The organism is Modicisalibacter muralis (assembly GCF_900102945.1).
Classification (GTDB): domain Bacteria; phylum Pseudomonadota; class Gammaproteobacteria; order Pseudomonadales; family Halomonadaceae; genus Modicisalibacter; species Modicisalibacter muralis.
The window spans coordinates 785,881-798,283 of the sequence record NZ_FNGI01000001.1; the positions used below are offsets into that span (position 1 = coordinate 785,881).

16 protein-coding genes and 1 tRNA gene are annotated in these 12,403 nt (G+C 59.8%); 6 read left to right on the forward strand and 11 right to left on the reverse strand.

What is annotated here, in order from left to right; genetic code table 11:
• Positions 1-86: 86 nt before the first annotated feature.
• Positions 87-719: a helix-turn-helix domain-containing protein gene (locus BLR92_RS03690; RefSeq protein ID WP_089725577.1), complete on the forward strand. Its 633-nt coding sequence runs from the start codon at positions 87-89 to the stop codon at positions 717-719.
• A gap of 80 nt (positions 720-799) precedes the next feature.
• Here the strand turns inward: BLR92_RS03690 and BLR92_RS03695 are convergent, their stop codons facing one another.
• The 3 genes from BLR92_RS03695 to BLR92_RS03705 all read right to left on the reverse strand — a co-directional run bounded on the left by BLR92_RS03695 (position 800) and on the right by BLR92_RS03705 (position 3,807).
• Positions 800-2,236, reverse strand: coding sequence for an APC family permease (locus BLR92_RS03695; RefSeq protein WP_089725579.1), 1,437 nt, complete (start codon positions 2,234-2,236; stop codon positions 800-802).
• A gap of 249 nt (positions 2,237-2,485) precedes the next feature.
• Positions 2,486-2,929: a helix-turn-helix domain-containing protein gene (locus tag BLR92_RS03700; RefSeq protein ID WP_245703977.1), complete on the reverse strand. Its 444-nt coding sequence runs from the start codon at positions 2,927-2,929 to the stop codon at positions 2,486-2,488.
• Entirely contained in the window at positions 2,926-3,807 is an 882-nt protein-coding gene (locus BLR92_RS03705; protein WP_089725581.1) for a formate dehydrogenase accessory sulfurtransferase FdhD, read from the reverse strand. Before BLR92_RS03705 ends, BLR92_RS03700 begins: the two co-directional genes overlap by 4 nt.
• 148 nt (positions 3,808-3,955) lie before the next feature.
• On the opposite strand from BLR92_RS03705, the gene BLR92_RS03710 reads away from it, so the two are divergent.
• From BLR92_RS03710 to BLR92_RS03720, 3 genes are read left to right on the forward strand one after another with little or no spacing between them, the layout of a single operon-like run.
• Positions 3,956-4,270 (forward strand): DUF1244 domain-containing protein, encoded by a 315-nt coding sequence (locus tag BLR92_RS03710; protein WP_089725583.1) that lies wholly within the window; start codon positions 3,956-3,958, stop codon positions 4,268-4,270.
• Positions 4,267-4,797 (forward strand): molybdenum cofactor biosynthesis protein B, encoded by a 531-nt coding sequence (moaB, locus tag BLR92_RS03715; RefSeq protein WP_089725585.1) that lies wholly within the window; start codon positions 4,267-4,269, stop codon positions 4,795-4,797. The genes BLR92_RS03710 and moaB overlap by 4 nt, the downstream gene beginning before the upstream one ends.
• The gene (locus BLR92_RS03720) at positions 4,790-5,998 is read left to right on the forward strand and encodes a molybdopterin molybdotransferase MoeA (protein WP_089725587.1); all 1,209 of its coding nucleotides are present in this window, start codon (positions 4,790-4,792) and stop codon (positions 5,996-5,998) included. Before moaB ends, BLR92_RS03720 begins: the two co-directional genes overlap by 8 nt.
• A gap of 8 nt (positions 5,999-6,006) precedes the next feature.
• Here the strand turns inward: BLR92_RS03720 and BLR92_RS03725 are convergent, their stop codons facing one another.
• The 7 genes from BLR92_RS03725 to BLR92_RS03755 form a co-directional block, all read right to left on the reverse strand.
• The gene (locus BLR92_RS03725; RefSeq protein ID WP_089725999.1) at positions 6,007-6,555 is read right to left on the reverse strand and encodes an acyl carrier protein phosphodiesterase; all 549 of its coding nucleotides are present in this window, start codon (positions 6,553-6,555) and stop codon (positions 6,007-6,009) included.
• A gap of 2 nt (positions 6,556-6,557) precedes the next feature.
• Entirely contained in the window at positions 6,558-6,911 is a 354-nt protein-coding gene (locus BLR92_RS03730; protein WP_089725589.1) for a TusE/DsrC/DsvC family sulfur relay protein, read from the reverse strand.
• Entirely contained in the window at positions 6,911-7,201 is a 291-nt protein-coding gene (tusB, locus tag BLR92_RS03735) for a sulfurtransferase complex subunit TusB (protein ID WP_089725591.1), read from the reverse strand. The genes BLR92_RS03730 and tusB overlap by 1 nt, the downstream gene beginning before the upstream one ends.
• A gap of 31 nt (positions 7,202-7,232) precedes the next feature.
• Entirely contained in the window at positions 7,233-7,580 is a 348-nt protein-coding gene (tusC, locus tag BLR92_RS03740) for a sulfurtransferase complex subunit TusC (protein ID WP_370659217.1), read from the reverse strand.
• Positions 7,581-7,607: 27 nt separating this feature from the next.
• The gene (tusD, locus tag BLR92_RS03745) at positions 7,608-8,000 is read right to left on the reverse strand and encodes a sulfurtransferase complex subunit TusD (RefSeq protein WP_089725595.1); all 393 of its coding nucleotides are present in this window, start codon (positions 7,998-8,000) and stop codon (positions 7,608-7,610) included.
• Between the two features lie 92 nt (positions 8,001-8,092).
• Complete coding sequence (locus BLR92_RS03750; protein ID WP_089725597.1) at positions 8,093-8,764, reverse strand: Bax inhibitor-1/YccA family protein; 672 nt, start codon at positions 8,762-8,764, stop codon at positions 8,093-8,095.
• A 159-nt stretch (positions 8,765-8,923) separates the two neighbouring features.
• Positions 8,924-9,214: a hypothetical protein gene (locus BLR92_RS03755; RefSeq protein WP_089725599.1), complete on the reverse strand. Its 291-nt coding sequence runs from the start codon at positions 9,212-9,214 to the stop codon at positions 8,924-8,926.
• A gap of 129 nt (positions 9,215-9,343) precedes the next feature.
• On the opposite strand from BLR92_RS03755, the gene BLR92_RS03760 reads away from it, so the two are divergent.
• Together BLR92_RS03760 and BLR92_RS03765 are read left to right on the forward strand one after the other, a co-directional pair.
• Positions 9,344-9,433, forward strand: a tRNA-Ser gene (locus BLR92_RS03760).
• 571 nt (positions 9,434-10,004) lie between these two features.
• Positions 10,005-10,595, forward strand: a complete 591-nt coding sequence (locus BLR92_RS03765) for a hypothetical protein (protein WP_139171564.1) — start codon at positions 10,005-10,007, stop codon at positions 10,593-10,595.
• Between the two features lie 52 nt (positions 10,596-10,647).
• Here BLR92_RS03765 and BLR92_RS03770 read toward each other — a convergent pair whose 3' ends face one another.
• Positions 10,648-12,357: a potassium/proton antiporter gene (locus BLR92_RS03770; RefSeq protein ID WP_089725603.1), complete on the reverse strand. Its 1,710-nt coding sequence runs from the start codon at positions 12,355-12,357 to the stop codon at positions 10,648-10,650.
• Positions 12,358-12,403 lie beyond the last annotated feature (46 nt).

The following is a 12,403-nucleotide window of genomic DNA, read 5'->3' on the forward strand; positions in this document are numbered from 1 at the left end:
GCAGCTAGTTGAAGCGCGCGTTCGGCCTCTTTATGCCAGGTGGTTGTGTTAGTATCGAGGAAATAAATTTCCGATCGTGAACCGCCATGTCTGCCACCACCGACCAGGATGCCGCGCTGCGCATCGCCTCGGGTCGCAAACCGTTCGTCGAGCCGCTGCGCCTGGGCGACCGGCTCAAGGAGATTCGCCTGGCCAACCAGTGGACACTGGAAGATGTCAGTCAGCGCACCGGGCTTGCGCGCTCGACCCTGTCCAAGATCGAGAACGACCTGATCTCGCCGACCTTCACCGCTGTACAAAAACTGATCAACGGGCTGGATATCGACCTGCCACAACTGCTCAGCCCACCCAAGCAGCAATCACGCACGCTGGGGCGTCGCGACCTGACCCGGGTCGGTGATGGGCAACTGCATCCAACGCCGACCTACGAACACGAATTGCTGTCTTGTCAGTTGGCGCAAAAGCGCATGATTCCATTCAAGACCATCGTGCGGGCACGCAGTTTCGATGAGTTCAGCGAGTGGGTACGCCATGATGGCGAGGAGTTTCTGATCGTGCTCGAAGGGTCGATCCAGCTCTATACCGAATTCTACGAGCCGCTACTTCTCGAGCACGGCGACAGCATCTACTTCGACAGCGACATGGGCCATGCGCTGGTATCGGTCAGCGAGCAAGATGCCATCGTGCTGTCGGTGTGTACGCGCGCCGAAGTTGGCTAGCCTAGGCGAACCTGATGAATAAAGGCGCCCGGCGCCTCCTGACAAATAATCGCGCCGGACGCCTTCTGCTGTCGAATGGATCAATGCTCCCGAAGCGGAGCGTCGCCCTCCAGTTCACGCTGCATGGCCTTTTCGGCATAGTCGGCACCGTAGCGATTGCGCGACCAGAAATACATCGCCAGGCCCAATGCCATCCAGCCACCGAAGATCGCCCACTCGCCCGGTGCCAGGGCCGATGGGCTGCCCGGCAGGTACAACAGAACCAATGCCGCCGACGTCGCCACGGCGAGCCCGCCGACCAGTTTTCCTTGGCCCACCCTGAACGGACGCTCCATCTGCGGTTCACGGTGGCGCAGCACCAGAAACGACAAGGCCACGAACAGATAGGCGATGACAATGCCCAGGCCGCCGGCATTGACCAGCCAGACCAGTGCCGGGCGGCCGAAGAATGGCGCCGCGCTGGAGGCCACGCCGATCAGGATGATCGCATTGACCGGCGTCTTGTGACGCGGGTGCAACTTGCCGAGAAACGCCGGCAGCATGCCCGCCTGCGCCAGCGCGTAAATCGCCCGCGAGCCACCAATATAGAAGGCGTTCCAGCTGGTGATGATCCCGGCAACACCCGCCAGCACCATCAACTTGCCCGCCCAGGGCGCGGCGAATACCGCCTGCATGGCATCGGGAACCGCCAATGAGCTGCCGGCCAGTTGATTGGGTGCGAGCATCAGCGATGTACCGAGAATGATCAGCGCATACCAGAACACCGCGAGGATCACCGAAATCATCAGTACCCGGCCGATTTCGCGAAACGGCAGGTCGATCTCCTCGGCGGCCTGGGGAATCACGTCGAAACCGACGAACATGAACGGCACCATGATCAGCACCGTCATGATCCCGCCGATAACGCCGTTCTCGACGCTGAACAACGGCTGCATGGTGGCAGCCTCCCCGGTGAATAGCGCACCGGTGATGAACATGACGCCAACCACCATGATCAGCAGGGTCACCAGTTTTTGCACCAATGCCGCGGTACGAATGCCGATGTAGTTGATCCACATCATCACCAGCGAGCCGATCAGTCCGACGGCGACCCAGGTTGCCTCGACCTCCCAACCGGCAATGGTCCATAAATAACCGACCGAATAACCGGGAAACAGCTGATCGAACACCGTAGGCAGCGCCACCGCCTCGAACGCCACCACGCTGACGTAGCCCAGCACGATGGTCCAGGTACAAATGAACGAGGCAAAATGACCCAGCGCCCGATAGCTGTAGACATGCTCACCACCCACCTGCGGCATGGCCGAGGCCAGCTCGGCGTAGGTCAGCCCCACCAGCACGATGGCGACGCCGCCAACCAGGAAGGCGGTGATCGCCCCGAGGCTGCCGGCGGACTGAATCCAACTCCCGGTCATTACGATCCAGCCCCAGCCGATCATCGCCCCGAAGGCCAATGCCAGCACATCCTTGCGCGCCAGAACGCGCGATAACTTGCCGTCCTTCGTTGAGTGGGTCATGAAATTCCGTTCCTCCGAGCTGTGATTGTTATTCGTCGAAACTGGATGATTTTTGGCATCAGCGGCCAATATAATTGACAAATTCGCTGGGGTGCAAGCATTCTTCCGTTCCGGCGCTGCCAACCTTACTTAGTCATACTGCGCAACATCCCCACGCCAAAGCAGTTTCCCACTTTCCTCCAGTGAGTAACCGCCCAGCGACTGGGCAAGCTCCAGTCCGATGGCGCTGTTCACAAAATCAAACAATTGTTATAGTAGCGAGCGAAAATAGACATTGCGTGGCGTCACCAGATCGAACGCTTCTTCGCTGATCGGAATGAACCCCAGTCCAAACTCGTTGGCCGCCGATAGCGTGCCCGGGCCGATATTCACCTCATGCCTGGCGACCAGCGATGCCACCTCACGTTCACTATAGGCCACCGCCCGGCAATTGAGCTGATCGAGGCGCATGATCAAGGCCGAGGGCAACGGATCGTCGCTACCGGTGATCATCAGTCGGTCGGCCAGCACGCCGTGATGGCAGGATTCGAGTATCCACTGCTCGACCAGCCCGCGCGGAAACAGCCATTTGCCGGTGATCTTGGTCGCCGGCAATGCCCCTTCGCTGGCCAGTTGATAGATCTTCTTCTCGTTGAGATGCAACAGTTCGGCAACTTGATGCACGTTGAGGAAAGGATTGTCGGTCTCGTTCACCCGCGCGCCCCCGAGGTCTTCCTGCGCGCCCGCGCCGCATCACGATCACCGGGGCGTTTGGGCGGTGGCGCATCCAGTATCAAGCGTTGGTCGGCATGGATAGCCTGGAAATGGCGCCCCTTGGCGCGAGCGATCAGCAGCACCCCGAAGCGCTCGGCCAGTTCGACGCCCTTTTGCGTCACCCCGGAACGCGACACCAGCACGCCGATGCCCATCTGCGCGACCTTGAGCACCATCTCGGAGGTCAGGCGTCCGGTGGTATAGAAGATATCGGCCTCTCCTTCGCTGCCCGTCGCCTCCAGCCACTGCCGTCCGGCCAGGGTATCCACGGCATTGTGCCGACCGACGTCCTCGACGAAATCGAGTACCCGGTCCTGCTGGCACAGCGCGCAACCATGCACGGCACCGGCGCTGCGATAGGTCTCGTTGTAGGCGCCCAGGTTATCGAGCAGACGGTACAGCACCGATTGCGCCAGGCGCGTCGGTGGTAGCGGCGTCAGTGCCGTGGCGTCCAGCAGTCGCCCGAACACCGTGCCCTGTCCGCAGCCAGTGGTCACGGTGCGTTGCGAGAGCCGCGCCTCGAGATCCTCGGGTAGATGGCGAGTCACCACCGCCGCGGCTTCCACCTCCCAATCGACCTGCACCGCTTCGACGTCCTCGACGCACTCGAGCAATCCCTGGTTGCGCAGATAACCGACCACCAGAGCCTCGGGCTCGGCACCCAGGGTCATCAAGGTCACGATCTCGCGGCGATTGAGATACAGCGTCAATGCGCGTTCGGCGGCAATGGCCTGCCGGTGCGGTTCGCCGAATTCATCGGTCACCGATATTTCCAGCGTGGTAGGCAGTCGCGCTCGGCTCAGGGCAATTTGGCTCATGCTGACCCTCTCTTTGTCGGTTCTTGCAGCATAACAAGGAATTTCACGGACAACCGAGGGCGTATATCATCACTTTCAATACCGCTCACCGGCGGTGTCTTTGTTATGCTGAAAAGCATTGTGCAATGACCATCTGGAGCATGAAACCATGCAACACCTTGACGATACGACCCGTACCGAGCTCGAGGCCGCCGCCTTTCGGCGCCTGCTCGAGCATCTCGACGCCAACAAGGATGTGCAGAACATCGATTTGATGATTCTCGCCGACTTCTGCCGTAACTGCCTCTCCAAGTGGCTGGTCGCCGCCGCCGACGAACGCGGCGCCGAACTCGACTACGACGCCGCGCGCGAGTATGTCTACGGCATGCCCTACGGCGAATGGAAGGACAAGTACCAGACCCCGGCCACGCCGGAGCAACTGGCTGCACTCGAAGCACGCAACAAGAGCAAGGAACGCGCATGAGCGACGACCGTGACGCCTTCGTGGCGCTGAACATCGCCGTACTCACGGTTTCCGACACTCGTACCGAAGAGACTGACCGTTCGGGCCAGGCGCTGGCCGAACGCCTCGCCGCGGCGGGTCATCGGCTGGTCGAGAAGCGTATCGTCGCCGATGACGTCTACCGCATTCGCGCGGTGGTCGCTGAGTGGATCGCCGATTCGCGGGTTCAGGTCGTGCTGACCACCGGCGGCACCGGTTTCACCGGGCGAGACTCCACGCCGGAGGCGGTCGGCGTGCTGCTCGACAAGGTCATCGAGGGCTTCGGCGAATTGTTCCGGCACCTTTCCTGGCAGGAAATCGGCAGCTCGACCATTCAGAGTCGTTGCCTTGGCGGGCTGGCCAACGCCACGGTGGTGTTTTGTCTGCCCGGCTCCACCGGCGCTTGCCGCACTGCCTGGGATGGAATACTCCAGGAACAGCTCGATAGCCGTCACAAGCCCTGCAATTACGCCAACCTGGTGATTCCCGAGCGAGGTACCCATGGCTGACTTGCAGAGTGTTGAGGCGGCGCTCGACGCCCTGCTCGATGGCGTAAGCCCACTCGATGCCGAAATGGTCGGCACCGCGCAGGCCGCCGGTCGCGTACTCGCCGAGGCCGTGGTGGCGCAACTCGATGTACCGCCTGCCGATAACAGCGCGATGGATGGCTACGCATTACGCGTGGCGGATGCCGGCCGGGCATTGCCCGTGTCTCAGCGTATTGCTGCCGGCAGCCCACCACAGCCGCTGGAACCGGGAAGTTGCACGCGCATCTTCACCGGCGGCGAAATTCCGCCGGGTGCCGATTGCGTGGTGATGCAGGAGAACGTCGAAGTTCGCGATGAAGGCGTCGTGTTCCCGACCAACGTGCCGCTCGGCGACAACATTCGTCGGCGCGGTCGCGACGTGCGTGCTGGCAGTGTGTTACTGGGCCCCGGTGTTCGCCTGGAAGCCGCGGCACTCGGCCACCTGGCCGGCCAGGGCATTACCGAGGTCATGGTGCGCCGCCGCCCACGCGTCGCTCTACTCTCGACCGGCGACGAGATCGTCGATCCCGGTCAACCGCTTGCGCCCGGACAGATCTACAACTCCAACCGGCCAATGCTCAGGCGATTGCTGGAGCGCTTCGGCGCGGATGTCTTCATGGTCGCGACGGTTCCCGACGATTTCGATGTTACCTGCCAGACACTGCGCCAAATCGCCGAACAGGCCGATGTCGTCGTCACCACCGGTGGTGTCAGCGTCGGCGAAGAAGATCACGTCAAGCGCGCGCTGGAACGGCTTGGCCATCTGGATTTATGGCGCCTGGCGATGCGTCCCGGCAAGCCGTTGGCGCTGGGGCGCATTGCCCGCTGCGATCGCAGCGAGGCTCGCTTCGTCGGCCTGCCTGGCAATCCGGTGTCGGGTTTCGTCGGCGCCTGGGTCTACCTGCGCCCACTGATGGGCGCGCTGCTCGGCTGCCCTGCTCTCGCCGAACTGCCCCGCCTGAGCGCGCGCGCCGCCTTCGCCACGCGCACCCAGGCACGGCGCCACTATATGCGGGTCAAGCTGGAGTTCACTGCGCAAGGTGTTGTCGCCCAGGCTTTCAACGATCAGAACTCGGCGGTGCTGTCGTCATGCGTCGATGCCGACGCCTTGGCGGTAATTGCGGAGAACAGCGAGATCGCCGAAGGCGATTGGCTCGATTGCCTGTGGTTGGTAGAAGGCTAATGGGGCGTTTAAACGCCTAGCTGATCCAAGAGGTCGGGCCATAGTCGATGAAAATCGCGCTCCAATGCAGCGTAATCGTCCTCCAGCCAGGGCACCAGCGCGGCCAGGCGATTGGGGCCGGAAAGCCGCTGACCCACGCCCGCCACTGCTTGGCAGGTAAAGCCGAAATCGGCATAACCCGTCAGCCAATCCTCGTCGATGAGCGCCGGTATCATGCTCACCAGGCGTTGCGGTGCCGGTTGCGCTTCAAGCACCCGGTAACAACGCCGTACCAGGGCCGTATCGGCATGCTGCCGTGCAATGAAATGATCCCAGAGTATATCGAGGGCGATGCCAGCATAACGCCGGCCTTCGCGCGGTGCCCGGGCGCGCGCCGCCAATAGCACGGGGTGGCTGTCGATCGTTGCATCGACGAGGCGGTGATGGCGAATGCCCCGCGCTACGTCGGCGGGCCAATCGCTCAAGTGTGGTCCTTTCACGCCATCGGCGATCAGATTGCCGTAGAGAAAGGCATCGTTGCCGCCGCGCGCCAGCCAGGCATGAGCGAGAAAATTCACGATCAAAGACAGTTGGTGGGTTTTGGCAACCCGGCCAGACGTGCTGCAACCTTGGCCGGACTTTCAGGAAACAGTTTCATTAAATGCAGCGACTTGCCCTTGTCGGCGCCGAGCGCCTGACCCACCGCCTTTACCAGGGGTCGCATGGCCGGCGCCATCTCGTAACGCGCGTAGAAATCGCGCAGCACCTCGATGACTTCCCAATGCTCGTCGGTCAGTACGCGCCCTTCCTCCTCGGCCAGTGTTTTCGCCACGGCCGGCGTCCAGTCAGCGAGAATCACCAGATATCCCTCGGGATCGAGGGCGATATCGCGCTCGCCAACCCGCACTTGGCGGGCAATGCTCGTCGTCGCCATCAGAACCAGCTCACCGTGCGCTCGGACTCTTCGGTCAGTGTCACGAAGCCCTCCATATCGACTACCGTCACACGCGCATCGCAGCGCCCATCCAGCCCGCGCGAGGCCAGATCCTCGCGCAGCGCAAAGAGACGCCCGTGAATTGCCTCGAACCGATCCGCCAGCGGCATCAGCGCACCGTATACGCCATCCTCGATCAGCAGCAGTCGATCCTCTTCGCCCATTGCCCGTAACGTATCCCGATGGACGAGACTGGATGCCGGCGATCGGTTGAGCAGGTGCAACAGCATGCGCGATATCCCCCCTTGCGCGGCGCTTGAATCAGAAATTGAATACCGCGGCGTGCTCGGCGAATAAGGCTGGCAGTGCCTGGGCGGCTATCGGGGCCACCGGTAGTTGCAGGTCTTCCAGCGTGAGCCCACGCTCGGCCAGCGACTCGCTATCCACAAGCAATTTTTCGATATCGTACATGGCCAGCATGTCCAGCGTTGGGTGCGTGCCCTTCTGGCCCAGCGCGCCGGCTTGTTGATTGCGCACCAGTGCCTCAACGCCATCGCCGAGGAACAACAGCGTCACCGCCTGGCCGAAGGCCGCGCCGACCAGCGCGACATCCAGGCCTTCGCGCAGCCAACTACTACCATGCGGGGCGTGGCGCAACACGACTAGCATCGGTGCTTCTCTATCTTCGCTCATGGACTAGGGAGAAAACGTAATCAGACGATCGTGGGTGATTCCCGCATCGACCAACTGGCCGACACCGGTCAACTCGAAAGGTGCTTCCAGACTGTAGCCCTGCTTGCCATGGCGCTTGGCTTCGCGCTCATCGAGCAAACCACGCCGTAGTGCAGCCGCGACACACACCAGTAGCGCAGTGCCCTGCTGCTCGTTCAGGCGCCGCCAGGCATCGACCAGGTGCGGTTCGTCCTGGGGCGGCGACGCCAGTCGCGAGGCATTGTAGACGCCGTCATGGTAGAAGAACACCGTCTCCAACCGATGCCCGCGGGCAATCAGTGCATCGGCGAAGCGTAGTGCCGAATGCGCGGCTTGGTGGCTGTAGGGCGCGCCCTGGACGAGCAGTGCATAGCGCATGATACGACTTCACCCTTTGATAATCCGGTATCGAAAAACAAGCCGGCCCCACCTTGGCAGGCGGGGCCGGATAGCAGTATCAATTCGACGAATCAGTCGTCGCTCATGACACCCAGCAGCATCAGCAGGCTGACGAACAGGTTATAGATCGAAACGTAGAGCGTGATGGCCGCCAGGATGTAATTGGTCTCTCCTGCCCGGTGCACGATCTCGCTGGTCTGATAGAGGATCACCGCCGAGGAGAACAGCACGAAGCCAGCGGATACCGCCAGTGCCAGCGCGGCGATATCGAAGATCAATGCCACGACCATCGCCAGGATCAATACAATGGCACCGGCGATCAGGAAGTTGCCGAGGAAGCTGAAATCCTTCTTGGTGACCAGCGCCACGGCCGACAGGCCGACGAATGTCGCCCCGGTCATGGCCAGCGCGGTCATGACCAGTTGCGCACCATTAGGTACGGTCAGATAGAGGCTGAGTATCGGCCCCAGCGTGAAGCCCATGAAGCCGGTGAAGGCGAAGGTCGCCAGCAAGCCCATGGCGGAGTTGGCGGTCTTGTGCACCAGGAACATCAGACCGTAGGCGCCGATGAAGAACACGAAGATGTTCAACTGCTGGACGCCCATAGCCATTGCCGCCCCGGCAGTCACTGCCGAGAACAGTAATGTCATTGCCAACAGCATGTAGGTATTGCGTAGCACCTTATTGGCGCTAACCACCTGCGTCTGCTGGCGATCGGTTACGTGCGAGGATTGATAGGCCATGAACCGAGGCTCCCTGTGAGTTATTTATCTCGATAATAGACCAAGGATGCAGGGTTGGCGTTCCCCGCGCAAGCAACATCCTTTAGTGGATCCGGAAATTTTTGCCGTGACGGGCACCATTACACGCCCGATCACGGGTCATGCTAGCGCAATGGCGGGTCAATACTGCTTGAAACAGTGGCGTCGCTGCTCGAAATGCTCATGCTGGGCGAGAGTTTCGACCGCATCGCGCAGGCATTGTGAGTCGTTGGGGTCGTCCACCTCGACCAATAGGATATTGGCGACGCCGCCCTCCTCGGAGCTTCCCATGGGGATATGTTGAAGGTCGCTCATCAACTCGACATAGCGGTGGGAGTCGTCTCCCCGGCCGACCGCGCCGATAATGTGCACGTTGGCGAGCTGTACACTAGCCGCCTGCTCTATCGGTACACGCGTCATATTCTCTGACATTCGCTGATCCTCATGGAAAATACGCTACTGGTACAGCCCTGAAATCATTGGTACACGGCTCTTTAACTCGCTGATTGCCAAGGGTCTTGACGATCCGGCAAAAGTTGGTAGTATGCTACGCCGTGAGCCGGAGGGATGGCAGAGCGGTTGAATGCACCGGTCTTGAAAACCGGCAAGGGTTAACGCCCTTCCAGGGTTCGAATCCCTGTCCCTCCGCCACTTGCTACGATTCCCCTCGCAAGCATCGCCCCGCATCGAATTTCCTTTTCTAGCCTGGTTTCACATGCTGTCGCTGGCCTCCACCTGCAAGTCAAGGCTAGTGCAAGGTCGTGGATCCTTCGAGCCAAGATAGGCGACAAGCGCCGCCACATCAGTTAGACAGCCACCCTGACGCGACGTGACCCGCTACACCGGCAAAAGAAACCTGCCGAGCCAATATCCCCGAATGTTCCAATTCACGGAATGGCGGACATACATCCGCCATTCATCCTTACTTAGGCTGAAGGTTTTGCGAGCTATCCTATAAAACGCAAGTAACAAAAGTTTAATTAGCATTCAGTGAAGTATTTTTTGCATTAAATAATAACATTAAGATACCAATCTTCACCTTTTGTCGCTCAAAAACAGATATCTTCACGATCGTCGCACTTGAGTGAGGAAAACCCAGTGGAAATGACCACATACTTTAATTAGCAAGCTCGCTTGGGTTGAAACAACTACCTAACGAGGTCTGGAATTGCTTCGCGTAAGCTATCTATAATGACCACGTTCAGAACGCAGAGAAAAAATAATGGCAAATCCTAATAAATGGGATGTCGGGATATGGGTGGCCTGGGCCTTGGCCACTGGTTCGGCAATATGCTCGACGTACTTGATTATACGTTGCGGCATTATTAAAGAATTAATTGTTACCGATAATGCCTCTATTGTCCGTACTAGCTACGATTATCCGGTGATTTTCGGTCTGATTGGCTTAACACTGGTTCTTTTGCTGCTTGCCGTGTTTTGCTCGATACTCAACGATGACTTGAAGAACACGATTGATTTCTATCGCCAAGGAGATATGCAAATCGATCAAGGCCCCTACCCGGACGCCTCCCGCCATCAACTTGCCAGTGACGAATTCGCAGATGACAGCAAGGCGCTGAAAGTACTGCGCATGTCGAGTGGCAGCCCACTCCTGGGCACGCTTACCGAGAAAGCCGCTATCTACCATATCAACGACGTTCCCGTTTCGACGGCCGCCGAAGCCAATGCCGCACTCGTAGAAGGGAACAATACCGTGCAGTGGAAAGATGCCAGAGGCACCATCAAGACCTCGGAGATCGTGGTGCATGACCGGGATCTCAAGGCCGAGTTCGAACAACTGCACCGAACTTGAGAACTCCGCCTACAGCAACGCTTATAGCCATGCCGCGTGTATCAATCACCGACTATTGATAGAGCCGTAAGCCCACTTTGGTCACTCGGTTGGCATCCATTGCACTGACCACCCAATGAATGCCGTGCCAGCCGACATCGTCGCCCACGACCGGATGCCCACCGACACGCAGCGATACGAACTCACCCAGCGACATATCCTGTTCGCCGGGGCTGAGCGTAAGGCCATAGGCGCTGGCGACTTCGCTCATCAGCGCATCGCCATCGAGCGTGAACGTACCGAAGAACGCGCGCTCACGCTTGAGACGGGCGTTGCCATTGAATAACCGATTGAGCGCTGGTAAGTCGTCGGTGCGGCCGATCACACACAACTCGTCGCCGAGCCGCAACTGCGTGCTGCCCTTGGGATGCAACATCGCGTGTTGGCGAAACAGCGCCGAGATCAATGCCCCGGAGGGGAAGCGTAGCAGGCGGATAGGCACGTCTTCCAAGGCTTCGTTCTCGACCTTGTAGACGAATACTTCATAGTCGTTTTCAGGCAGGATACCCAGCACGCCACGGTGATTCGGCGTGACGCCGATAGGGACTTCAACCCGCGTCCAGCGGGACACCGGAGCCAGCGAAGCCCCCTGCACCAGTAACGACAGCAGAACCACGAAAAAGGCCACGTTGAAATACAGTGCGGAGTTCTCGACACCGCCAATCACCGGAAAGATCGCCAGCACGATGGGGACCGCGCCACGCAACCCCACCCAGGAAATGAAGGTGATCTCGCGCCAACGAAAGCTGAAGAAGGGCTTGATCGCCAATACCACCGCCAGCGGCCTCGCAACGAAGATCAGTACCAACGCCACCAGCGCGCCGGGCAAGGCGTACTCGAGCATTTCGCTGGGCGAGACGAGCATGCCCAACACCAGGAACAAGCCGATCTGGCTCAGCCATGCCAGTCCATCGTGGACCGGTAGAATGAACTGAAGATGGCGTCCCGGCCGATTGCCGATCATCAGCCCCGCCAGATAAATGGCCAGGAAACCACTGCCACCCAAGGCGCTGGTCAAGCCGAAAATACAAAAGCCCAACGCCAACGCCAGTAGCGAATACAATCCTGGCGCCAGGTCCATCGCGCGCAACAATCGTGCGCTCAGCCAGCCAAAACCCAGGCCTATCAGCAGTCCCAGGCCAAACTGCTTGATGAACATCAGCAGCGTATCCAGTGGCCCACCAATATCGCCCGTTAGCACTTCTATCAGGGTAATGGTCAGGAAGATCGCCATCGGGTCGTTGGTGCCCGATTCGATCTCCAGCGTGGCGCTGACGCGTTCGTTGATGTTGACCCCGCTCCCGCTGAGCATCGAGAACACCGCTGCCGCGTCGGTGGAGCCGACGATGGCGCCGACCAGCAATCCCTGGATCAGGTTAAGATCGAAAACCCACATGGCGAAGACGCCGACCACCCCGCTGGTGACAAACACACCCAGCGTGGCCAGCGACAAGGCCGGCTTGAAACCCACGCGAAAGGTCTTGAGGCGTGTTCGCAGGCCACCGTCGAGCAATATCATCGCCAGGGCCAGGTGGCCGATAATGAAAGCCAACGAGTAGTCGTCGAACTCGATGCCAAGCAACCCGTCTTCGCCAGCGAGCATTCCCAGCCCAAGGAAAATCACCAGCAGCGGCAGCCCGAACAGCGATGACAAGCGGCTGGCGAGAATGCTCAGGGCGATCAGCGAGCCGCTGAAAATAAACAGGGTGTTGATGCTATCCATGGCGGGGCCTTTCGAGAAACGACGCGCCAATTATGCCATGCCATCC